The sequence below is a fragment of the Mycobacterium marseillense genome, assembly GCF_010731675.1.
In the GTDB taxonomy this organism is placed as follows: domain Bacteria; phylum Actinomycetota; class Actinomycetes; order Mycobacteriales; family Mycobacteriaceae; genus Mycobacterium; species Mycobacterium marseillense.
In genome coordinates this window covers 449,260-469,762 of the sequence record NZ_AP022584.1, presented here as the reverse complement: position 1 = coordinate 469,762, position 20,503 = coordinate 449,260, and the positions used below count along the sequence as shown (strand labels likewise).

At 69.1% G+C, this 20,503-nt stretch carries 21 protein-coding genes, 1 tRNA gene and 1 pseudogene; 10 read left to right on the top strand and 13 right to left on the bottom strand.

Going from position 1 to position 20,503, the window contains the following annotated elements:
- Genes G6N26_RS02100 through cobC form a run of 4 tightly spaced genes read right to left on the bottom strand, consistent with a single transcriptional unit; the run spans window position 1 to window position 4,044 of the window.
- Window positions 1–1,140 carry a bifunctional RNase H/acid phosphatase gene (locus G6N26_RS02100; RefSeq protein ID WP_083019933.1) on the bottom strand — a complete coding sequence of 380 codons (1,140 nt, stop codon included), beginning with the start codon at window positions 1,138–1,140 and terminating at the stop codon, window positions 1–3.
- Window positions 1,137–1,874 carry a zinc ribbon domain-containing protein gene (locus G6N26_RS02095; RefSeq protein WP_083019935.1) on the bottom strand — a complete coding sequence of 246 codons (738 nt, stop codon included), beginning with the start codon at window positions 1,872–1,874 and terminating at the stop codon, window positions 1,137–1,139. Before G6N26_RS02095 ends, G6N26_RS02100 begins: the two co-directional genes overlap by 4 nt.
- Window positions 1,871–3,019 carry a Nif3-like dinuclear metal center hexameric protein gene (locus tag G6N26_RS02090; RefSeq protein ID WP_083019937.1) on the bottom strand — a complete coding sequence of 383 codons (1,149 nt, stop codon included), beginning with the start codon at window positions 3,017–3,019 and terminating at the stop codon, window positions 1,871–1,873. The genes G6N26_RS02095 and G6N26_RS02090 overlap by 4 nt, the downstream gene beginning before the upstream one ends.
- Window positions 3,016–4,044 (bottom strand): Rv2231c family pyridoxal phosphate-dependent protein CobC, encoded by a 1,029-nt coding sequence (gene cobC / locus G6N26_RS02085; RefSeq protein ID WP_083019939.1) that lies wholly within the window; start codon window positions 4,042–4,044, stop codon window positions 3,016–3,018. Before cobC ends, G6N26_RS02090 begins: the two co-directional genes overlap by 4 nt.
- 90 nt (window positions 4,045–4,134) lie before the next feature.
- Here cobC and G6N26_RS02080 point away from each other — a divergent pair, with 90 nt between their 5' ends.
- Genes G6N26_RS02080 through G6N26_RS02070 form a run of 3 tightly spaced genes read left to right on the top strand, consistent with a single transcriptional unit; the run spans window position 4,135 to window position 6,138 of the window.
- The gene (locus G6N26_RS02080; protein ID WP_179960275.1) at window positions 4,135–4,818 is read left to right on the top strand and encodes an HAD-IA family hydrolase; all 684 of its coding nucleotides are present in this window, start codon (window positions 4,135–4,137) and stop codon (window positions 4,816–4,818) included.
- A 55-nt stretch (window positions 4,819–4,873) separates the two neighbouring features.
- Window positions 4,874–5,308, top strand: coding sequence for a low molecular weight protein-tyrosine-phosphatase (locus G6N26_RS02075; RefSeq protein ID WP_415621349.1), 435 nt, complete (start codon window positions 4,874–4,876; stop codon window positions 5,306–5,308).
- A complete protein-coding gene (locus G6N26_RS02070) occupies window positions 5,308–6,138 on the top strand; it encodes an SURF1 family cytochrome oxidase biogenesis protein (RefSeq protein ID WP_083019943.1) in 831 nt (276 codons plus the stop codon). The genes G6N26_RS02075 and G6N26_RS02070 overlap by 1 nt, the downstream gene beginning before the upstream one ends.
- Here G6N26_RS02070 and G6N26_RS02065 read toward each other — a convergent pair.
- Together G6N26_RS02065 and G6N26_RS02060 are read right to left on the bottom strand one after the other, a co-directional pair.
- The gene (locus tag G6N26_RS02065; protein WP_083019945.1) at window positions 6,120–7,067 is read right to left on the bottom strand and encodes a cobalamin biosynthesis protein; all 948 of its coding nucleotides are present in this window, start codon (window positions 7,065–7,067) and stop codon (window positions 6,120–6,122) included. The genes G6N26_RS02070 and G6N26_RS02065 overlap by 19 nt on opposite strands.
- 40 nt (window positions 7,068–7,107) lie before the next feature.
- Complete coding sequence (locus tag G6N26_RS02060; RefSeq protein WP_131813340.1) at window positions 7,108–7,311, bottom strand: hypothetical protein; 204 nt, start codon at window positions 7,309–7,311, stop codon at window positions 7,108–7,110.
- A gap of 187 nt (window positions 7,312–7,498) precedes the next feature.
- On the opposite strand from G6N26_RS02060, the gene G6N26_RS02055 reads away from it, so the two are divergent.
- Window positions 7,499–7,894: a VOC family protein gene (locus tag G6N26_RS02055; RefSeq protein WP_083019946.1), complete on the top strand. Its 396-nt coding sequence runs from the start codon at window positions 7,499–7,501 to the stop codon at window positions 7,892–7,894.
- A gap of 5 nt (window positions 7,895–7,899) precedes the next feature.
- Here G6N26_RS02055 and G6N26_RS02050 read toward each other — a convergent pair whose 3' ends face one another.
- Together G6N26_RS02050 and G6N26_RS02045 are read right to left on the bottom strand one after the other, a co-directional pair.
- Window positions 7,900–9,018: an epoxide hydrolase family protein gene (locus G6N26_RS02050; RefSeq protein ID WP_067172541.1), complete on the bottom strand. Its 1,119-nt coding sequence runs from the start codon at window positions 9,016–9,018 to the stop codon at window positions 7,900–7,902.
- A gap of 28 nt (window positions 9,019–9,046) precedes the next feature.
- Window positions 9,047–9,676: a nitroreductase family protein gene (locus G6N26_RS02045; RefSeq protein ID WP_083019948.1), complete on the bottom strand. Its 630-nt coding sequence runs from the start codon at window positions 9,674–9,676 to the stop codon at window positions 9,047–9,049.
- Window positions 9,677–9,759: 83 nt separating this feature from the next.
- Here G6N26_RS02045 and G6N26_RS02040 point away from each other — a divergent pair, with 83 nt between their 5' ends.
- Entirely contained in the window at window positions 9,760–10,497 is a 738-nt protein-coding gene (locus G6N26_RS02040; RefSeq protein ID WP_083019950.1) for an adenosylcobinamide amidohydrolase, read from the top strand.
- Between the two features lie 26 nt (window positions 10,498–10,523).
- On the opposite strand, the gene G6N26_RS02035 is transcribed toward G6N26_RS02040, so the two are convergent.
- Window positions 10,524–11,315 carry a DUF732 domain-containing protein gene (locus tag G6N26_RS02035; protein ID WP_083019952.1) on the bottom strand — a complete coding sequence of 264 codons (792 nt, stop codon included), beginning with the start codon at window positions 11,313–11,315 and terminating at the stop codon, window positions 10,524–10,526.
- A gap of 814 nt (window positions 11,316–12,129) precedes the next feature.
- Between G6N26_RS02035 and G6N26_RS02030 the strand changes: the two are divergent.
- Together G6N26_RS02030 and G6N26_RS02025 are read left to right on the top strand one after the other, a co-directional pair.
- Window positions 12,130–12,341 (top strand): annotated as a pseudogene (locus tag G6N26_RS02030) (adenosylcobinamide amidohydrolase); the annotation flags it as partial.
- Window positions 12,342–12,407: 66 nt separating this feature from the next.
- A complete protein-coding gene (locus G6N26_RS02025; protein WP_163648699.1) occupies window positions 12,408–13,193 on the top strand; it encodes a DJ-1/PfpI family protein in 786 nt (261 codons plus the stop codon).
- Between the two features lie 67 nt (window positions 13,194–13,260).
- On the opposite strand, the gene G6N26_RS02020 is transcribed toward G6N26_RS02025, so the two are convergent.
- The 4 genes from G6N26_RS02020 to G6N26_RS02005 all read right to left on the bottom strand — a co-directional run bounded on the left by G6N26_RS02020 (window position 13,261) and on the right by G6N26_RS02005 (window position 14,932).
- Window positions 13,261–13,332: transfer RNA gene (locus G6N26_RS02020), tRNA-Val, on the bottom strand.
- A gap of 44 nt (window positions 13,333–13,376) precedes the next feature.
- On the bottom strand, window positions 13,377–13,838 hold the full coding sequence (locus G6N26_RS02015; protein ID WP_067172533.1) for a peroxiredoxin: 462 nt from the start codon (window positions 13,836–13,838) through the stop codon (window positions 13,377–13,379).
- The gene (locus G6N26_RS02010; RefSeq protein WP_067172531.1) at window positions 13,838–14,260 is read right to left on the bottom strand and encodes a DUF3052 domain-containing protein; all 423 of its coding nucleotides are present in this window, start codon (window positions 14,258–14,260) and stop codon (window positions 13,838–13,840) included. Before G6N26_RS02010 ends, G6N26_RS02015 begins: the two co-directional genes overlap by 1 nt.
- Window positions 14,261–14,344: 84 nt before the next feature.
- A complete protein-coding gene (locus G6N26_RS02005) occupies window positions 14,345–14,932 on the bottom strand; it encodes a hypothetical protein (protein WP_083019955.1) in 588 nt (195 codons plus the stop codon).
- Window positions 14,933–15,103: 171 nt separating this feature from the next.
- On the opposite strand from G6N26_RS02005, the gene aceE reads away from it, so the two are divergent.
- From aceE to G6N26_RS01990, 3 genes are all read left to right on the top strand, one after another.
- On the top strand, window positions 15,104–17,893 hold the full coding sequence (gene aceE / locus G6N26_RS02000) for a pyruvate dehydrogenase (acetyl-transferring), homodimeric type (RefSeq protein WP_083019957.1): 2,790 nt from the start codon (window positions 15,104–15,106) through the stop codon (window positions 17,891–17,893).
- A gap of 163 nt (window positions 17,894–18,056) precedes the next feature.
- Window positions 18,057–19,379, top strand: coding sequence for a PucR family transcriptional regulator (locus G6N26_RS01995; RefSeq protein ID WP_067172525.1), 1,323 nt, complete (start codon window positions 18,057–18,059; stop codon window positions 19,377–19,379).
- Between the two features lie 143 nt (window positions 19,380–19,522).
- Entirely contained in the window at window positions 19,523–20,431 is a 909-nt protein-coding gene (locus tag G6N26_RS01990) for an ACP S-malonyltransferase (protein WP_067172523.1), read from the top strand.
- Window positions 20,432–20,503 lie beyond the last annotated feature (72 nt).

Below are 20,503 nucleotides of genomic sequence, written 5' to 3'. Positions count from 1 at the left end.
TTACAGGTAAGCCGTCTGGTTGACCAACCGCACCGAAGAGGCTCCGTCGGAATAGAACTCGGCGATGCTCAGCGACGCCAGGTCGAGGTGTAGCCGGTACAAGATGCCGGGCCCGGCGTCCAGCGCCTCCCGCAACAGCATCTTGATCGGCGTCACGTGCGACACCACCAGCACCGTGGTGCCCTGGTGTGCGGCGACAATCCGTTCCCGGTCCCGCAACACCCGATCGGCGACCGTATCGAAGCTCTCGCCGCCCGGTGGGGCGGTGCTGGTGTCACGCAGCCAACGGCGGTGCAGCTCCGGGTCGCGCTCGGCGGCCTCGGCGAACGTCAACCCCTCCCAGGCACCGAAATCGGTCTCTATCAGGTCGTCGTCGACGGTCACATCCAGGCCCAGGGCCTTGGCCGCCGCCGCCGCGGTGTCGTAGGCCCGTTGCAGCGGGGAAGCGAAGACCGCCGAAATCCCGCCGCGCTGAGCCAGATACCGCGCCGCCGCGTCGGCCTGCCGTCGCCCCACTTCGGTCAGCGCCGGGTTACCGCGCCCGGAATAGCGGCGCTGCACCGACAGCTCCGTCTGCCCGTGGCGCAGCAGCAACAACCGGGTGGGGGTGCCGCGCGCACCCGTCCAGCCCGGCGCCGTCGGCGCCGGCGCCGGCGCCGCAACGGTTTTCACCGCCTCAGCACCGGAGGGCTCGGGCTTTTCGGCCGGCTCGGGGTTTTCCGCCGCGCCGTTGGCCCCAGCCGCGGCGTCCATCGCCTCGTTGGCCAACCGGTCGGCGTGCGAATTACGCTCCCGCGGAATCCACGAGTAACCGATCCTGTCGAACCGCGCCGCCAACCGTCGGGCCTGCGCATTCAGCTCGATCAGGTCGGGATGCTTGACCTTCCAGCGCCCGGACATCTGCTCCACCAACAGCTTGGAATCCAGATACACCGCCGCCTCGCGGGCGCCCAGCTTCAGGGCGTCGTCCAAACCGGCTATCAGCCCGCGGTATTCGGCCACGTTGTTCGTGGCGCGGCCGATGGCCTGCTTGTTCTCGGCCAACACGGTCGTGCGGTCCTCGGTCCACACCACGGCGCCATAGCCGGCCGGCCCCGGGTTGCCGCGCGAACCACCGTCGGCCTCGATGACAACTTTCACTGATCGAACCCCTTGACCCGCAGCAGGATCGCGCCGCATTCCGGGCATCGCACCACGTCGTCTTCGGCGGCGGCCGAAATGCGGGACAGTTCGCCGCGGTCGATCTCGAGCCGGCAGGCCCCGCACCGCTTTCCCAGCAGCTGCCCAGCGCCCGGCCCTCCTCCGGCGCGCTGCCGTTCGTAGAGGGCGGACAGGGCCGGGTCCAGCGTGGCGCTCAGCGAATCGCGTCGTGACGAATGCAGCTCGCGGGCTTCGGTGATCTCGGCAAGCGCGGCGTCGAGTGCCTGCCGCGCGCCGGCCATGTCGACCTCCAGGGTCTCAAGGGCCTTCTGCTCGGTGTCCAGCTGGGCCTGCAGCTCCTCACGACGTTCCATCACCTCCAGCAGGGAATCCTCCAGGCTGGTCTGGCGACGCTGCAGGGTCTCCAGCTCGTGCTGAAGGTCCGCCAGTTGCTTGGCGTCGGTCGCTCCTGACTGCAGCAGCGCCCGGTCTCGATCTTCGCGCTGGCGCACCGCATCGATCTCGGATTCGAGGCGCTTGACGTGAGCGTCGATGTCTTCCAGGGCAATCCGCACCGCGCCCTGCCGATCGCCGGCGGTGTCGTATTCCTCCTGCATGCGCCGGCACGCCTCCTGCTCCGGCAGGTGCGCGGCCCGATGCGTGAGGCGGGACAGCTCGGCATCCAGTTTCGACAACTCGAGCAGCGAACGTTGCTGTGCCACTTCGGCCTTCATGACTCTTCTCCCCCGGACTCGTTGTCAGCGTGCTCGACATTCCAAGGGTCGGTGCGAATCGAGCTCACCCGCACCGCAAGCTCCGCACCGAAACGCGACCGCAGCAACTCGGCGGCCTGTTCGCACCACGGGAATTCACTTGCCCAATGTGCCACATCGATCAGGGCCACATCCGAGGCCCGGCGGTGCTCGTCGGCCGGGTGATGCCGCAGATCGGCCGTGACGTAGGCCTGCACCCCGGCCCCGGCCGCGGCGGCCAGCAGCGAATCGCCCGCGCCGCCGCAGACGGCGACCCGTGACACCGGCAGGTCGGGGTCGCCCGCCGCCCGCACCCCCCAGGATGTCCGCGGCAACGCCACGTGCACGCGGGAGACGAAGTCGCGCAACGGTTCCGGGCGGGCCAGCGTGCCGATGCGGCCCAGCCCGGCGTCGCCGGGCGGTGGGACCATCGCGAAGATGTCGAACGCGGGCTCCTCGTAGGGATGAGCGGCGCGCAGGGCCGCCAGCACCGCAGCCCGGGCCCGCGCGGGCGCGACGACCTCGATCCGGTCTTCGGTGACCCGCTCGACGTTGCCGACGCTGCCCACCGCGGGCGAGGCGCCTTCGTGCGGCAGGAACTGGCCGATGCCGGTGACGCTCCAGCTGCAGTGCGAGTAGTCGCCGATGTGACCGGCCCCGGCCTCAAACACCGCCGCCCGCACCGCTTCTGCGTTCTCCTGAGGCACGTAGATGACCCACTTGTCCAGGCCGGGCGCACCCGTCGCCGGCTCCAGCGCGGCCTCGACCCGGAGCCCGAGGGCGGCGGCCAGCGCGTCGGACACGCCCGGATTGGCCGAGTCGGCGTTGGTGTGCGCGGTGAACAGTGAACGCCCGGTCCGGATCAGCCGGTGTACGAGCGCGCCCTTGGGCGTGCTGGCAGCGACGGTGTCCACCCCCCGCAACAGGAGCGGGTGATGGGCGAGCAGCAGCCCGGCGTCGGGAACTTCGTCGACGACGGCGGGTGTCGCGTCGACCGCGACGGTGACCGACTCCAGCGCGTCGTCGGGGTCACCGCACACCAGGCCCACCGAATCCCATGATTCGGCGAGCCGCGGCGGATAGGCCTCATCAAGCACCGCGATGACATCGGCCAGCGTGACGCTCACCGATGGGCCTCCGCGATCGCTTGCACCAGCAGCGGCCACTCGCGGCGCACCGCGGCCCGCAAGTACCGGTCATCCAGCCCGACGAAAGTATCACAGCGACGGATGGCAATTCCCCTGTCATGCAGTCGTTTTCGCAGTGCAACCGCCTCCGGCGTGCCGAACAACACGAACGGGGCCCGGCCGTCGACCACGTCGGCGCCCACCGACGCCAGCCCGGCGACCATCTCGGCGCGCAGCTGCTCCAGTCGCGCCGCCCCGGTCGCCGCCTCGGCAACCGCCTCCGGTGCGCAACACGCCGCAATGGCCGTCAGCTGCAGCGTGCCCACCGGCCAGTGCGCCCGCTGAGCGGTCAACCGCGCCAACACCTCCGGCGATCCCAGCGCGTAACCCACCCGCAGTCCGGCCAGCGCCCAGGTCTTGGTCAGGCTGCGCAGCACCAGCACGTCGGGCAGCGCGTCACCGGCCAGCGATTCCGGCTCGCCGGGAATCGAGTCGGCGAAGGCCTCGTCGACCACCAGGATCCGGCCGGGCCGGCGCAACGCGAGCAACTCCTCGCGGCCGTGCAGCACCGAGGTCGGATTGGTGGGATTGCCCACGACGACAAGGTCGGCGTCCTCGGGGACAACCGCACCCGCGAGGCCGAAGGGCGCCGGCAGCACTACGTGGTGCACCGGCACACCGGCGGCACTCAGCGCCGCCTGCGGCTCGGTGAACGCCGGCGCGATGATCGCCGCCAGCGCCGGGCGCAGGTTGGCCAGCAGGGCGAATCCCTCGGCCGCCCCGGCGAGCGGCAGCACCTCGTCGCGGGCCCGGCCGTGCCGCCGGGCGGCCGCGTCCTGCGCCGCGTGGATGTCGTCGAGGCTCGGGTAGCGCGCCAGGTCGGGCAGCCGCGCGGCCAGCCGTCGCAGCAGCCAGTCCGGAGGCTGGCCGTGCCGGACGTTGACGGCGAAGTCCAGCATCCCGGGCGCGACGGCCTGATCACCGTGGTAGCGCGCCGCAGGCGGGCTCAGGTTCAGACTCGCCATCCGTGAAACACTAGTGCGCCGCGTGGACCGGCCGGACGTACACCGGCAACACCGTCGCAGCCGGCCGCGCCCATCGAGGACAATGGTGAGGTGACAGGCACAACGTCAGCCGATCCCCGCGCCCCGGGGGCGCAGCTGGTGATCTTCGATCTCGACGGCACGCTGACCGACTCCGCGGAGGGCATCGTGGCCAGCTTCCTGCATGCGCTCAACCACATCGGCGCACCCGTGCCCCCCGGCGACCTCGTCGCCCAGATCGTGGGCCCGCCGATGGACGACACCTTCCGGTCCATGGAGCTGGGCGACGACGCCGAGGAGGCGATCGCGGCCTTCCGCGCGGAGTACGGCACCCGGGGGTGGGCGATGAACGCGCTCTTCGACGGGATCGAGGCGCTGCTGGTCGATCTGCGCGCGGCCGGCGTCCGGCTGGCCGTGGCCACCTCCAAGTTGGAACCGACCGCGCGGCGCATCCTCGCCCATTTCGGGCTCGACCAGCATTTCGAGGTCATCGCCGGGGCCAGCCCCGACGGCTCCCGCAAGGCCAAGGTCGAGGTGCTGGCCCACGCGCTTTCGCAGCTGACGCCCCTGCCCGAGCGGGTGCTGATGGTCGGTGACCGCAGCCACGACGCGCATGGCGCGGCCGCGCACGGTATCGACACCGTGGTGGTCGGCTGGGGTTACGGCCGGGCCGACTTCCCCGACGGGGCCGCGGGTCTCGACGGCGTCACGCACGCCGCGAGCATGGACGAGTTGCGGAGGGCGCTGGGTGTCTGACCGCGAACCCCTGCACATCACCTTCGTCTGCACCGGCAACATCTGCCGGTCGGTGATGGCCGAGAAAATGTTCGCCGACCAGCTGCGCCGCCGCGGTCTGGCCGACGCGGTGCGGGTGAGCAGCGCCGGCACCGGCAACTGGCATGTCGGCGAGTGCGCCGACGAGCGGGCCGTCGGCGTGCTGCGCGCCCACGGCTACGCCTGCGACCACCGCGCCGCGCAGGTCGACGCCGAGCACCTGGCGGCCGATCTGGTGGTAGCCCTGGACCGCAACCACGCCCGCATGCTTCGGCACCTGGGCGCCGACGAGGACCGCGTCAAGATGCTGCGGTCTTTCGATCCGCGCACCGGCGCCCACACCCCCGACGTCGACGACCCCTACTACGGCGACACCAGCGACTTCGAACGCGTCTACACCGTCATCGACGCCGCGCTGCCCGGCCTGCACGACTGGGTCGACGAACGCCTCGCGCAGAACGGCTCGGGGTGATGCGCAGGCTGGAGTTTGTGCTGCGGCCGGGCTGGATCGTGCTGGCGCTGGTGGTCGTCGCGTTCGCTTATCTGTGCTTCACGGTGCTCGCGCCCTGGCAGCTGGGAAAACACAGCCGGACCTCGCGGGAGAACCACCAGATCGAGCATTCCCTGAACACCGCGCCCGTCCCGGTGAAAACCCTGCTGCCGCAGCAGAACTCGGCGGCCCCGGGGGATCAGTGGCGCCAGGTCACCGCGACCGGGCATTACCTGCCCGACGTCCAGGTGCTGGCCCGGCTGCGGGTGATCGACTCCAAGCCGGCCTTCGAGGTGCTGGCGCCCTTCGCCGTCGATGGTGGGCCCACCGTGCTGGTCGACCGCGGTTACGTGCGCCCGTTGGAGGGATCTCGCGTTCCGCCGATCCCCGGCCCGCCCGCCGACACGGTGACCATCACGGCGCGGCTGCGCAACTCCGAGCCCGCCGTGGCGGGCAAGGATCCCTTCGTGGGAGACGGTGTGCAGCAGGTGTATTCGATCGACACCGAGCAGGTCGCGGTGCTGACGAAGGTCCCGCTGGCCGGGTCCTATCTGCAGTTGATCGACGGTCAGCCCGGTGGGCTCGGCGTGGTCGGCGTGCCCCAGCTCGACGCCGGGCCGTTCCTGTCCTACGGGATCCAGTGGATCGCGTTCGGCATCCTCGCCCCGATCGGGCTGGGCTACTTCGTGTATTCCGAGATTCGCGTCCGCCGCCAGGAAACGCAGTCAGCCGCCGCGGAGTCGGCGCCCGCCCCCGAGGCGCCGCAGACCGTGGAGGACAAACTCGCCGACCGCTACGGACGCCGCCGGTAACCCGACAGCACTCCGGCCAGCAGCGCGGCACCCGCTTGCACCAGCGACGACAGCGTGACCGCCCGCCGCAGGTCGGCCACCGTGGGTTCGGGGCCGTCGCCGAGCGTGGGCCGGATCTGCAGCTCGTGACGGTATTGGGTGGGCCCGCCCAGGCGCACACCCAGGGCCCCGGCGAACGCCGCCTCGACGGCGCCGGCGTTGGGGCTGGGATGGCGGCCGGCGTCGCGCCGCCATGCGCGCGCCGCGCCCGACGCTGAGCCGCCGACCAGGGGCGCCAGCACCACCGCCAACGACGCGGTCACCCGCGCGGCGATGTAGTTGGCCACGTCGTCCAATCGCGCTGCGGCCCAACCGAATCGGAGGTAGCGCGGCGAGCGGTAACCGACCATGGCGTCCAGGGTGTTGATGCCGCGATACGCCAGCACCGCGGGCACACCGCCGGCCGCCGCGTAGAGCAGCGGCGCCACCTGGGCGTCGGAGGTGTTCTCGGCGATCGATTCCAGCGACGCCCGGGTCAGGCCCGCGACGCCCAACGACGCGGGGTCCCGCCCGCACAACGAGGGCAAAAGCCCACGTGCGCCCTCGACGTCGCCGCGCTCCAGCAGCTCGGACATGGCCAGCCCGGTGCGCGCCAACGACGTTCCCCCCAGCGCGACCCAGGTGGCCGCGGCGGTCACCGCGATCGACCACGGCCGCCCGCCGCGCCCGGCGGCCCGTTGCGCCGCCGCGCCGAGCAGGCCCAACGACCCGATCAGCACGCCCACGTGGACTGCGCCGGCCGCCCTGCTCTCGCGGTAGGTCAGGTTCTCCAGCGCGGCGGCGCCCGTGCCGAACGCGGCGACGGGATGGCCGCGTCGCGGGTCGCCCAGCGCGCGATCGGCCAGGTAGCCGACCAGCACGCCAACCACGCGGGGGTGCGTTGCAAACACCTCGGCAGCGTCTCACACCGGAGGTCGGCGGCGATGTCCGCTAGGCCAGCGCCACGACCACCACGACGATGACCATCACGATCAGGACGGCCAGCGCCCACCACGGGCCTAGGCCGTATTTGAACCTGTCGCCGGCGCGGGTCATCTGCGGCCTGCTGGACGGGGCGACGCCCCATTTGCCGCCCGGTGACAGGTTCGGCGGGTCAGGCGGCGGGGGGCTTGCATTGCCAGGTTCAGTGCTCATCAGTCAGCGCGTGCCCATTTCTCGGCGGATATCACGTCGAGATCGTCGATTGTCTCGAGCCGGCGGTGGCGACCGCGAATTCCGCGGCCCGGCTCACCGCGGGCCTGCGTTGATCGAATCCATTTGTGCAGCAGTAGGTCTCGGGCACGCAGGGCCCGCCGGGTCGTCGAGGGCTAGAGTCGTCACTATGGCTTTTCCAGCGCTCAACCACGTGGCAATCACAGTGCGTAACATCGCAGTCAGCGGCCCGTGGTATCGCAACCTGCTCGGCGCCGACCCGATCCTCGATGAGCACGCCGACGCCGGCTTCCGGCACCAGGTGTGGATGCTTGACGGCGGCACCGTCTTCGGCATTCACCAGCACGACCACGCGGCCCCCGACGAACAGTTCAGCGAACACCGCGTCGGCCTGGACCACATCGGCTTCGGCTGCGCCGGCCGCGCCGAGCTGGAGTACTGGGTCACCCGGCTGGGCGAACTGGGCATCGACCACGGCGGCATCGTGGATGCACCCTACGGCTCGGGGCTCAGCTTCCGCGACCCCGACGGCATCGCGCTCGAGTTCTTCGCCCCGCCAGGCTGATTCGCTCAGCGCAGCGTCGCGAAAAAGGCGCGCAGATCCTCGACGAACAGGTCCGGTTCCTCGAACGCCGCGAAATGCCCACCGCGCGGCATGTCGGTCCAGTGGGTGATGTTGTAAATCGGCTCGCACCAGCTGCGCGGCGCCTTCAACAGCTCGCCGGGGAAAGCCGCGACGCCCGTGGGCAATTCGACGCGGTCTCCCCCACCCCAGACCGCGAAGCTCTCCCAGTACAGGCGGGCCGACGACGCGGCCGTGTTGGTCACCCAATAGACCATCACGTTGTCGAGCAGTTCGTCGCGGCTGACGGCGTTCTCGGGGTGCCCGTCGCAATCCGCCCAGTCCCAGAACTTTTCGACGATCCACGCCAGCTGGCCCACCGGGGAATCGGCCAGCCCGTAGCCCAGCGTTTGCGGCCGGGTGGACTGCTGCTTGGAATAGCCGGTGCCCCATTTGCGGTGATTGGCCAGCCCGGCCATGGCTTGGCGCTCCTCGTCGGTGGGATTCGACAGCGCCTCCTTGGTGGGCCTACCGACCGGCATGTTCAGGTGAATGCCCGCGCAATGGCCGCGATTGCGACCGATTTGGGTGGTCACCGCGGCGCCCCAGTCGCCGCCCTGGGCGCCATAGCGCTCGTAGCCGAGGCGCAGCATCAGCGTTTCCCACGCCTGGGCGATCTTTTCCACGCCCCACCCCGTGCCGGTGGGTTTGCCGGAGAACCCGTAGCCCGGCAGCGACGGGCACACCACGTGGAAGGCGTCCTCGGCGCGACCCGACGCGGGGTTGGTCAGCGGCTCGATCACCTTGTGAAACTCCACGATCGAGCCCGGCCAGCCATGAGTGATGACCAACGGGAACGCGCCCTCGTGGGGCGAGCGCTGATGGATGAAATGGATGTCGAGCCCGTCGATCTCGGTGATGAAGTGGTCGAAGCGATTGAGTGCGGCCTCCCGCGCCCGCCAGTCGTAATCGTTGGCCCAATACTCGGCCAGTTCGCGGGTGTAGGCGAGCGGCATCCCCTGGCTCCAGTCGTCCACGCATTCGGCCTCGGGCCAACGGGTTCGGGCGAGCCGCGCGCGCAAATCGTTCAAAACATCATCGGAGACATCGATTCGAAACGGTTTCACCCGCTCACTCTATGCACGCTCGACGCGACTATAGGAACGCCCGGTTCCCGTATCGGTCCAGCGAAACGAGTTCTCCGACCGGCCGACGCGTGGTGGGACCGTATTTGCCCATCGGCCAGCCCAGCGGAATCACCGCGCACGGAGTCACACTGCGCGGCAAACCCAAAGCGCGCCTGGCCAAGAGCGTGCTCCACAGCGGCATGGTGATCAGTGCGGCACCCAACCCCGCCGCACGCGCCGCCAGCAGTAGGTTCTGTATCGCGGGATAGATGGAACCGTAGGCACTGCTCGCGCCTATCGGGGGCCACGCCCAAACCACGCCCTTGAGGCACGCCACCACGACCACTGGGGTGTCGTCGAAGTGGTCCGCCTGCCATCGCACGGCTTTCAATACCCGCAGCATCTTGTCGTCCCCGCGGCGCTGCAGGGTCCTCCTGTACAGGGGCCCGAAGGCGTTCATGGCTCTGCGGTTCAAGCGGCCCAGTTTCGCGACTACTTCGCGGTCCTTGACGACGATGAACTCCCAGTTCTGCGCGTTCGAACCGGTCGGCGCCTTCATCGCGAGTTCGAGAAGATGCAGCACGAGGGCGTCGTCCACCGGGTCGGGCTTGAGGCGACGGATCGCGCGCTGGGTCCGCATCGCCTCTTCGAGGGGCATGCTCAGGGGTGCTCGTGGGGTCATGCCCACGATTCAACACGGCCGCGCGTCATAGCTGACTCGCCGCACGCGAGGATGTGAGCATGGATCCCAGGCTGACCGCGCGGGTCGAACACACACGATCGATCCCGTTGCTCGTCTGGCAATTCGGCGAACCGCGACTGTGCATCTCGTCGGGCCCGCTCGGCGGTGGCATCGGCGCCCGCGATTGGTTGGTCAACGCGACGGTCCCCCTCGATTACGGCCGGACCGATCCGGACCGGCACCTGACCGAGATCGGCGCCGCGCTCGGGCTGGTCGGCACCGGATGCGGGCTGCTGACCGCGGTCGACGTGACTCGTCACCACCTCGCCTCCGACGGCGACGTGCACACCACCGCGACGGTCGGGCTGTCCAGCCCCGCCTGGGCGGCCGCGCCCGACCGGCACTTCCGCCGGGAGGTGCCGGCCGGCCTGCGCACGCGGGTGTTCACGGAGTACGAGATCGTCGAGTACCGGCCGCTCACCGACGGCGACGGGTACCGGGTGGGGACCATCAACATCGTGGTCGCGGTGCCGGTGCGGCTGTCCGGGGCGGCCCTGGTCAACGCCGTGGCCACCGCCACGGAGGCCAAGACGCAGGCGTTGCACGAGGTCGGGGTGCGCGCCACCGGAACCGCCTCGGATGCGGTCGTCGTGCACTGCCCGACGGACGGGGCCGAGGAGACCTACGGCGGGCCGCGCTCGGTGTTCGGCGCGCGCATCGCCCGGGCGGTGCACGCGGCGGTGCTCGCCGGCGCCCGGTCCTGGATTTCGGGGCCCGAGTACCGGCCCACCGAGTAGGGCTCAAGCCGCCCGGCACGGGGGTCTCACGGTGCGAGTCTGACAAATCCCGGCGGCATCGGTGGCGCCGGCGGTGGAGGCGGCGGCAGTTCCGGCGGTAGAGGCGGCGCGAGTTCCGGTGGCGGCGCCGGCTGCTGCGGTGGCGGCGCCGGCTGCTGCGGTGGCGGCGCCGGCTGCTGCGGTCGGGGCGCCGGCTGCAGCGGTCGAGGAGCCAACTGCCGCGGTCGGGGCGGCGTCGCGATCGGCTGGGGTGGCGTGCGCAGATCCGCGACCGGCGGCGGCGTCGGAAGCGCCGGCGGGTTCGGCTGGAAAATGTCTCCGGTGGGAACCGCCCCGCTCCGCGAGCCGGGCGCGGCGCCCGCCGAGGTGACCGCGCCGGCCGTATGCACGGCCCCCCGGTGCGTCGGCTCCTTCCAGTTCGACGCTGGATTGGCCGTGATGGAAGCTACCTTGCCGCGGTTATACGGGCAGTAGGCCCCTACTGCCGCGGTGACGAATTTGGCCTCGGTGCGCGCCAGGCGGCCGGGCGCGTAGAGGCGCTCGGGCGGGTCCTGGCTGTAGGCATACCGCACCATCGCATCCACCACGGCTTCCGCCGAAGAGCCAGCATCTATTGCGCGACAGACCTTATGGGCGGTGTCGATCAGGCTCGGTACGCCCTCGAGGGCCGGGATGCCCGCACTATCGAGTAGTGCCAGAAATTGGTCGTCTTGGTTTGGGTCGGCCGCTGCTGCGCCACCGCGCAGAATCGCAGTGCCGGTCAGCGCCAGGACGGCAGTGACCAGAGCGCCGGCGTGGCTGGTGGTGCCCGTAAACATGGCATTGTTTCCGTTCTGCTAGGGCCCGTCAGCTGACGGGCATTGGATATTGATCTACGCCACGGGTGTGGGTAGCTGAGGGGGTAGCGGCGTGAGCGGATGCGCGAACCGGGGCGCGGCAGAACTGGCGCCCATACCGGCGCCGGCGCCGGTCGTTCTGGGGTCGCCACCGCTTGCTGATCGGCGCGGTGGTCGATCCGTTCGTCGGCTGGCGCTTGGAAGGCGGTGCAAGGAAACGTCGCCGTGCTCAGGTTCGTAGCGGCGAGCGCGCTGCTTCCGCCGATCCTGCGCGCTATTCCGAAGTCCCGCACAAGAATTTCGTAGTTGCCGCATCCGGATTTGGTCAGCACGACAGTCCCGGGCGCGCGTCGCGGTGGGATGGCCTGGGATGGCGAGCAGCGTAGGCCGTACCCATTCCACTACATCTCGGCAGCCGCGGCATCGCGTGTCCAGCAAATGTTTCGCCGCTGGCCAACGGCATACCAAAATCGTACCGCCGCGATTCCGGCATGGGACTTGGGGATATCCTGAGTCCTTACTGCAGGTTAGCTGTTATCCCACTGACGAGGGCTCCGATATCATGGACAAAAGAATCTGCATCGCAACGGTTTTCGAACCATGAGGATCAGGAGCGCGAAGGTATTTGCCAGCTATACTGGGTGAACGGCCTTGCCGCCAAGGCCGCGAGATCTGTTCGCGTAGTGTTGGATTCGATTCTCAGCTTGTCTTGCCGTGATTTTCTTTGCGCGCGTTCATAACTCGATTTTCTAACCCGACGTCTTCCGTAGACGGCTTTGTCCACGCGGGTTGAGGCGCCAAGACGCAGGCGTTGCACGAGGTCGGGGTGCGTGCCACCGGAACCGCCTCGGACGCGATCGTCGTGCACTGTCCGACGGACGGGACCGAGGAAACCTACGGCGGGCCGCGCTCGCTGTTGGCGCCCGGATCGCCCGGGCGGTGCACGCCGCGGTAATCGCCGGCGCCCGGTCCTGGATCGCGGGGCCCGAGTACCGCCCCTCCGAGTAGGCCCCGCGATTGTCGCTGCGTGGTCCGGGGTATCGCTGACCCATGGGAACGACAAAGGCGATACGCGTGCTGGTGGTGGTTTCCGCCGCCGACCAGATTCCGCTGCGAAACGGCCGCACCGAACTGACCGGAACGTATCTGGGTGAACTGATCGAACCGACCGACGCCATGCGTCGAGCCCGGTTTGAGCTTGCTTTCGCAACCCCGGGCGCGCGGGTTCCCGTCATCGATGGCGCCTCATGCAGCCTGATGTACTTCGCAGGCTCGCGGAAAAAGCGCGACGCCGCCTTGAGCAGCTATCGGGAGCTTCTCGAACTCGGTCTGGCAACGCCGGCCAAACTGGACGAGATCAGCACTGACGCGCAGCGCCTGGACGAGTTCGATGCCCTGTTCGTGCCCGGCGGTCATGCGCCGTTGGTTGATCTGTTGCACCGCGACGCGTTTGCTGACGACGCTCTCAACGACGACTTCGGCGCGCTCGTCCGTCACTTCCACGATGCCCGACGACCCACCGGATTGATCTGTCACGCCCCGGCCGCGCTGGCGGCGGCTCCCACCATCGACGGTCGCTGGACCTATGCGGGCTACCGCATGACCTGCTTCAAGACCGGCGTGGACACGATGTTGTCGACGGCTCCGCTGGTCCGCCGCTTCAAGGGACGTCTCAAGGATGACCCGGCCGAACTGTTGACGTCGCGCGGCGCCAAGGTGGAGCAGACGTTCCTGCCGATGGGCAGCAAGGTCGTCGAGGATCGCGAACTGATCACCGGCCAAGACCCCTACTCCGCCAAGGCGTTCGGGGCTGCCTTCGTCAAAAAGGTCCAGGCCAGCCTCGAGGGACCGCGAGCGTAACGGCACTGCGAAAATCGGGCGTCAAAATCACCGCCAGGTTGCGCTCGCGGGCCGGCCGGCCAAAGGGTGGGCGCGGACGGTATCGAACCGCCGACCGCTGGTGTGTAAAACCAGAGCTCTACCACTGAGCTACGCGCCCGTTGCTGCGGGCAGGCTACCCGCCCGACGGCCAAGTCCCCAAAATCAGGCCCGCAACGCCGCCAGGGCGTCGGTCCACAGGCGCTGGTTGCGCGACTCCCCGGGCTGTTTCATCTCGGCGAATCGGATGATCCCGGCCCGGTCGACGACGAACGTCCCGCGGTTGGAGTATCCGGCGTCGTCGTTGAACACCCCGTAGCTCTGGCTGACCGCGCCGTGCGGCCAGAAATCCGACAGCACCGGGAAGGTGAAGCCGCTGTCCAGCGACCAGACCCGATGCGTGGGCGGCGGGCCCACCGAGATGGCCAGCGCCGCGCTGTCGTCGTTCTCGAAGTCGGGCAGGTGATCCCGCAGCTGGTCCAGCTCGCCCTGGCAGATCCCGGTGAAGGCCAACGGGAAGAACACCAGCAGAACGTTCTTGGCGCCGCGGTAGGAGCTCAGGGTAACGCGCTGTTGATTCTGGTCGCGCAGAGTGAAATCAGGGGCGGCGGTGCCGACCGCGAGCATCAACGCTTCCCGGCCCGGGACTTGGGCTGCACCAATCGGCTGGCGCTCCAATCCCCCAGGTTGACCGACGAGGTCGGCATCAGGCCGGCGGTAGGCGCGGCCTCGGCGATCTCGGCCGGCAGCACGTGGCCCGGTTTCCCGGTCTTGGGGGTCACCACCCAGATCACGCCGTCCTCGGCCAGCGGGCCGATCGCGTCCATCAGCGTGTCCACCAGGTCGCCGTCGCCGTCGCGCCACCACAGCAGCACGACGTCGACTACCTCGTCGGTGTCCTCGTCGAGCAACTCGCTGCCGCAGGCTTCCTCGACCGCCGCGCGGATCTCATCGTCGGTGTCTTCGTCCCAGCCCCACTCCTGCACAACATGGTCGGGTTCGATGCCCAGTTTGCGAGCGTAGCTCGGGGCGTGATCCGCCGCGACCACCGTGGAGCCTCCTTCAACATCCTCGCGATGTGCGATTCGGGATTATCGTCGCACAGCGCGAACGCCGTTCACACTTCCGCCTCGTTACGTCGCCAAGCAGAGTTTGATCGCCTTCTTTTTCGTGTCGTTGAGCTGGTCGACCCGTCTGTTGAATTCCGACGTCCCCGCGTGTGTGCCAATGGCGTTGGCCACCGAGTGCGCGGCGTCGATGTAGGCGTTGAACGCGTCCTTCATCTGCTGCGACATCGCGTCATTGAAGCTGTTGGCCACGGTGGTGGCGCTGTCGTTGAGGGCGTCGATCGCCGGGCCCTCGGTGGGGCCGGTGCCGCGACCCGCGTTGAACGCCTGGACGAATTCGTTGGTCTTGTCGATCGCGTTCTTGCTGGTGGTGACCAGCGAGGCGCAGGCGGTGCGCACCGCCTTGGTGGTCAACGACTGCTGGCGCTGGGACTCCCGCACGCTCGACGTCGCCGACGAGGCCGACACCGACGCCGACACCGACTGGCGGTAGGCGGGGGCGACTTTGGTGTCAGGGGTCGCCGTTCCGTTGGTGACCGAGGTACATCCCACGATGCCCATCAGCGCGGCGGCGACACAGCCCAGGGCCAAAGCGCCACGGCGGGAGAAGGCCCCCACCTGCCTCGGGGGGACGGCACGCCACCGGATGAGCACAGGCCTGACGTTACCGGGTGGCTTGTACACCCGCCCCATACACGCCGAGTTGGTGTGCCTGATCGGCTATTCGATGGCGGCTGCCCGCCCGAAACACCGGTGCGGCACGATGGTGGAGAGGGTGCGACCCGCCCTCACGTCACACATCCCGCCAATTACAGGAGTAGTGGGTTGACAACCGAATTCGTGCGCCACGATCTGGCCACAAGTCCCAACAATGCCACCGAACCCGACCGCGTCCGGGTGATCCGCGAGGGGGTGGCTTCCTACCTCCCCGACATCGATCCCGAAGAGACCTCGGAGTGGTTGGAGTCCTTCGACGAACTGCTGGAGCGCTCCGGCCCGTCGCGGGCGCGCTATTTGATGTTGCGGCTGCTGGAACGGGCGGGCGAGCAGCGCGTTGCCATTCCGTCGCTGACGTCCACCGACTACGTCAACACCATTCCCACCGAACTCGAGCCGTGGTTCCCCGGCGACGAGGACGTCGAACGTCGCTACCGGGCGTGGATCCGCTGGAACGCCGCCATCATGGTGCACCGCGCCCAGCGCCCGGGAGTCGGTGTGGGCGGCCACATTTCGACCTACGCGTCGTCCGCGGCGCTCTACGAGGTCGGCTTCAACCACTTCTTCCGCGGCAAATCGCATCCCGGCGGCGGGGACCAGATCTTCATCCAGGGCCACGCCTCCCCCGGCATCTACGCGCGGGCGTTCCTGGAGGGCCGGCTGACCACCGACCAACTCGACGGCTTCCGCCAGGAGCACAGCCACCCCGGCGGCGGCCTGCCGTCCTACCCCCACCCGCGGCTGATGCCCGACTTCTGGGAATTCCCCACGGTCTCGATGGGTCTGGGCCCGATGAACGCGATCTATCAGGCCCGGTTCAACCACTACCTGCACGACCGCGGCATCAAGGACACCTCCGACCAGCACGTGTGGTGCTTCCTGGGCGACGGCGAGATGGACGAGCCCGAAAGCCGCGGCCTGCTGCACGTCGGCGCGCTGGAGGGCCTGGACAACCTGACGTTCGTGATCAACTGCAACCTGCAGCGCCTCGACGGCCCGGTGCGCGGCAACGGCAAGATCATTCAGGAACTCGAGTCGTTCTTCCGCGGCGCCGGCTGGAACGTCATCAAGGTGGTCTGGGGCCGCGAATGGGACGCCCTGCTGCACGCCGACCGCGACGGCGCGCTGGTGAACCTGATGAACACCACGCCCGACGGGGACTACCAGACCTACAAGGCCAACGACGGCGCCTACGTGCGCGACCACTTCTTCGGCCGCGACCCGCGCACCAAGGCCCTCGTCGCGAACATGAGCGATTCCGAGATCTGGAATCTCAAGCGCGGCGGCCACGATTACCGCAAGGTCTACGCCGCCTACCGGGCCGCCGTCGACCACAAGGGCCAGCCCACGGTGATCCTGGCCAAGACCATCAAGGGCTACTCGCTGGGCGCGCACTTCCAGGGCCGCAACGCCACGCATCAGATGAAAAAGCTTGCGCTGCAAGACCTCAAGGACTTCCGCGACGCCATGCGGATTCCGATCAACGATGCCCAGTTGGAAGAGGACCCGTACCTGCCGCCGTACTTCCACCCCGGTTCCGACGCCCCGGAGATCCGCTACATGATCGACCGTCGGCGCACCCTGGGCGGCTACCTTCCCGAGCGCCGGACGAAGGCCAAGGCGTTGCGGCTGCCCAGCCGCGACATCTACGCCGCGCTGAAGAAGGGCTCGGGCACCCAGGAGGTCGCCACCACCATGGCGACGGTGCGCACCTTCAAGGAAGTGTTGCGGGACAAGGAAGTTGGCCCGCGCATCGTGCCGATCATTCCCGACGAGGCGCGCACGTTCGGCATGGACTCGTGGTTCCCGTCGCTGAAGATCTACAACCGCAACGGCCAGCTGTACACCGCCGTGGACGCCGAGCTGATGCTGGCCTACAAGGAAAGCGAAGTCGGCCACATCCTGCACGAGGGCATCAACGAGGCCGGGTCGGTGGGGTCGTTCATCGCGGCCGGCACCTCGTATGCCACGCACGACGAGCCGATGATCCCGATCTACATCTTCTATTCGATGTTCGGCTTCCAGCGCACCGGTGACGGCCTGTGGGCGGCCGCCGACCAAATGACGCGCGGCTTTTTGCTGGGCGCCACCGCGGGACGCACCACGCTGACCGGCGAGGGCCTGCAGCACGCCGACGGGCACTCGATGCTACTGGCGAGCACCAACCCGGCGGTGGTGGCCTACGACCCGGCGTTCGCCTACGAAATCGCCTACATCGTCGAAAGCGGCCTGGCCCGGATGTTCGGCCAGGACCCCGAGAACGTCTTCTTCTACATCACCGTCTACAACGAGCCCTACGTGCAGCCGCCCGAGCCGGACAACTTCGATCCCGAGGGCGTGCTGCGGGGCCTCTACCGCTACCACGTCGCCACCGACCAGCGCGCCAACAAGGCACAGATCCTGGCGTCGGGGGTGGCGATGCCGGCGGCCCTGGACGCCGCGCAGATGCTGGCCGCCGAATGGGACGTCGCCGCCGACGTGTGGTCGGTGACCAGCTGGGGCGAACTGAACCGCGACGGCGTCGCGGTCGACCGGGCGCGGCTGCGCCACCCGGACCGCCAGGCCGGCGTCCCGTACGTCACCCAGGCCCTGTCCAACGCCGTCGGCCCGGTGGTCGCCGTCTCGGACTGGATGCGCGCGGTTCCCGAGCAGATCCGCCCCTGGGTGCCGGGCACCTACGTCACCCTGGGCACCGACGGGTTCGGCTTCTCCGATACTCGGCCCGCGGCGCGGCGCTACTTCAACACTGACGCCGAGTCGCAGGTGGTGGCCGTACTCGAGGCGCTCGCGCGCGACGGCGAGATCGACCCGTCGGTGCCGGTCGCCGCCGCCCGCCAGTACCGGATCGACGACGTGCAGGCCGCGCCGGAGCAGACGTCGGACCCCGGCGTGGCCTGACGGGGCGGCCCACGGGCCCCTCACCGCTCGCTCGCGCCTCGCTCGCCGAATGCGCGGCCATCCGCACACCGGGCCCCGAATGCGCGGCCAGCCGCGCATTCGGGCCACCCGCCACGCGCCTTCTTTGGCGAAAACTTCCAGAAAAGTCGCGTAGGTTTTAGGGGTGAGTGACAACCCCTTCGCCGGTCCGTTCGCCAAGCACCCCCGGTCGCCGCTGGAGACCCTGGATTCGGTCCCCGACTCCGTGCTGCGACGGCTCAAGCAGTACTCCGGCCGGCTGGCCACCGAGGCGGTCAACGCCATGCAGGACCGGCTCCCGTTCTTCGCCGAGCTGGAGGCGTCCCAGCGGGCCAGCGTGGCGCTGGTGGTGCAGACGACCGTCGTGAACTTCGTCGAGTGGATGCAAGATCCGCACAGCAACGTCAGCTACACCGCGCAGGCCTTCGAGCTGGTGCCCCAGGAGCTGCAGCGCCGGATCGCGTTGCGCCACAGCGTCGACATGGTGCGCGTCACCATGGACATCTTCGAGGAGGTCGTCCCGCTGCTGGCGCGCTCCGAGGAGCAGCTCACCGCGCTGACGGTGGGCATCCTGAAGTACACCCGCGACCTGGCGTTCACCGCGGCGGGGGCGTACGCGGACGCGGCCGAGGCGCGCGGCAGCTGGGACAGCCGGATGGAGGCCAGCGTGGTCGACGCGGTGGTCCGCGGCGACACCGGCCCGGAACTGCTGTCCCGGGCGGCGGCGCTGAACTGGGACACCACGGAGCCGGCGACGGTGGTGGTCGGAACCCCGGCGCCGGGGCGCGACGGGTCGACCGGCCCCGGCGACAGTGAGCGCGCGAGTCAGCGCGTCCGCGACATCGCCGCACAGCACGGCCGCGCGGCCCTGACCGACGTGCACGGCACCTGGCTGGTCGCCATCGTGTCCGGGCCGTTGTCGCCAACCGACAAGTTCCTCGGGGATCTGCTGGTCGCGTTCGCCGACGGCCCCGTGGTCGTCGGGCCGACGGCGCCCATGCTGACCGCGGCCTATCACAGCGCCAGCGAGGCGATCTCCGGGATGAACGCCGTCGGCGGCTGGCGCGGGGCGCCGCGTCCCGTCCTGGCCCGCGAGCTGCTGCCGGAACGGGCCCTGATGGGCGATGCGTCGGCGATCGTGGCGCTGCACACCGACGTGATGGGGCCGCTGGCCGACGCGGGCCCGACGCTTATCGAAACTCTTGACGCTTACTTAGATTGTGGCGGCGCGATTGAAGCCTGTGCCAGAAAGTTGTTCGTTCATCCAAACACCGTGCGCTACCGACTCAAGCGGATCACCGACTTCACCGGGCGTGATCCCATGCAGCCGCGTGATGCATATGTCCTGCGAGTGGCGGCGACGGTGGGCCAGCTCAACTATCCGACGCCTCCAGCTGGCGCCGCGAACAACGTCATGCCGACCGTTCCGCTGCCGGTCAAAGGGGCTGTCGCCGGTCAAATCGGGTAAGAGTGACCCAGGCAACAGGTAGCGGGACGATATCAAACCCGTAGCTTACGGAGCCGTTTTGTAGGGTGTACACAAAAACCTAAGACGAGGTTCATAATCTGTTACACCCGCCAAAACCGTTTCCACAGTGTTCTCTTAAACACGTGATTGCATTGCTTGCGCCCGGACAGGGTTCGCAGACCGAGGGGATGCTCTCGCCATGGCTGGAGCTCGCCGGCGCCGCTGACCAGTTGGCGCTGTGGTCCAAGGCCAGTGGCCTCGACCTCGTGCGCCTGGGCACCACCGCATCGACCGAAGAGATCACCGACACCGCGGTGACCCAGCCGCTGGTCGTCGCCGCCACGCTGCTCGCACACCAGGAGCTGACCAAGCGCGGCCTGCTCGCCGGTCAAGACCTGGTCGTAGCGGGCCACTCCGTCGGTGAGATCGCCGCCTACGCGATCGCCGGCGTGATGGCCGCCGACGACGCCGTCGCGCTGGCCGCCACCCGGGGCGCCGAGATGGCCAAGGCGTGCGCCGTGGAGCCGACCGGCATGTCCGCGGTGCTCGGCGGTGACGAGGCCGAGGTCCTGGCCCGCCTCGAGCAGCTCGACCTCTTCCCGGCCAACCGCAACGCCGCCGGGCAGATCGTCGCCGCCGGCTCGCTGACCGCGCTGGACAAGCTCGCCGAAGATCCCCCGGCCAAGGCCCGGGTGCGCGCGTTGGGTGTGGCCGGCGCGTTCCACACCAAGTACATGGCGTCGGCGCTCGACGGCTACGCCGCCGCGGCGGCCGCCGTCCAGACGGCCGAGCCCACCGCGACGCTGCTGTCCAACCGCGACGGCAAGCCGGTCACCTCGGCCGCCGCGGCGATGGAGGCGCTGGTCGCCCAGCTGACCCGGCCGGTGCGCTGGGACCTGTGCACCGCGACGCTGCGCGAGCTGGAAGTTGGTGCGGCCGTGGAGTTCCCGCCTGCGGGCACGCTCACCGGTATCGCCAAACGAGAACTTCGGGGAGTTACGGCCCGTGCCGTCAAGTCGCCCGCAGACCTGGACGCTTTGGCCGAGCTCTAAACCAGCTCGACTCCCCAAAGGCCCAGTACAACCACATAACACGTCAGTTCGACTAACTCACAACACATTACG

Bases quoted from the DNA above. Each gene is read 5' to 3' on its own strand.
- G6N26_RS02070 (WP_083019943.1), top strand. From the start codon at position 5,308: ATGCGCAGGCTGGAGTTTGTGCTGCGGCCGGGCTGGATCGTGCTGGCG.
- G6N26_RS02095 (WP_083019935.1), bottom strand. From the start codon at position 1,874: ATGAAGGCCGAAGTGGCACAGCAACGTTCGCTGCTCGAGTTGTCGAAA.
- G6N26_RS02035 (WP_083019952.1), bottom strand. From the start codon at position 11,315: ATGTTTACGGGCACCACCAGCCACGCCGGCGCTCTGGTCACTGCCGTC.
- cobC (WP_083019939.1), bottom strand. From the start codon at position 4,044: ATGGCGAGTCTGAACCTGAGCCCGCCTGCGGCGCGCTACCACGGTGAT.
- G6N26_RS02015 (WP_067172533.1), bottom strand. From the start codon at position 13,838: ATGCTCGCGGTCGGCACCGCCGCCCCTGATTTCACTCTGCGCGACCAG.
- G6N26_RS02075 (WP_415621349.1), top strand. From the start codon at position 4,874: ATGGCCGAGAAAATGTTCGCCGACCAGCTGCGCCGCCGCGGTCTGGCC.
- G6N26_RS02045 (WP_083019948.1), bottom strand. From the start codon at position 9,676: ATGCCCCTCGAAGAGGCGATGCGGACCCAGCGCGCGATCCGTCGCCTC.
- G6N26_RS02060 (WP_131813340.1), bottom strand. From the start codon at position 7,311: ATGAGCACTGAACCTGGCAATGCAAGCCCCCCGCCGCCTGACCCGCCG.
- G6N26_RS02055 (WP_083019946.1), top strand. From the start codon at position 7,499: ATGGCTTTTCCAGCGCTCAACCACGTGGCAATCACAGTGCGTAACATC.
- G6N26_RS02040 (WP_083019950.1), top strand. From the start codon at position 9,760: ATGGATCCCAGGCTGACCGCGCGGGTCGAACACACACGATCGATCCCG.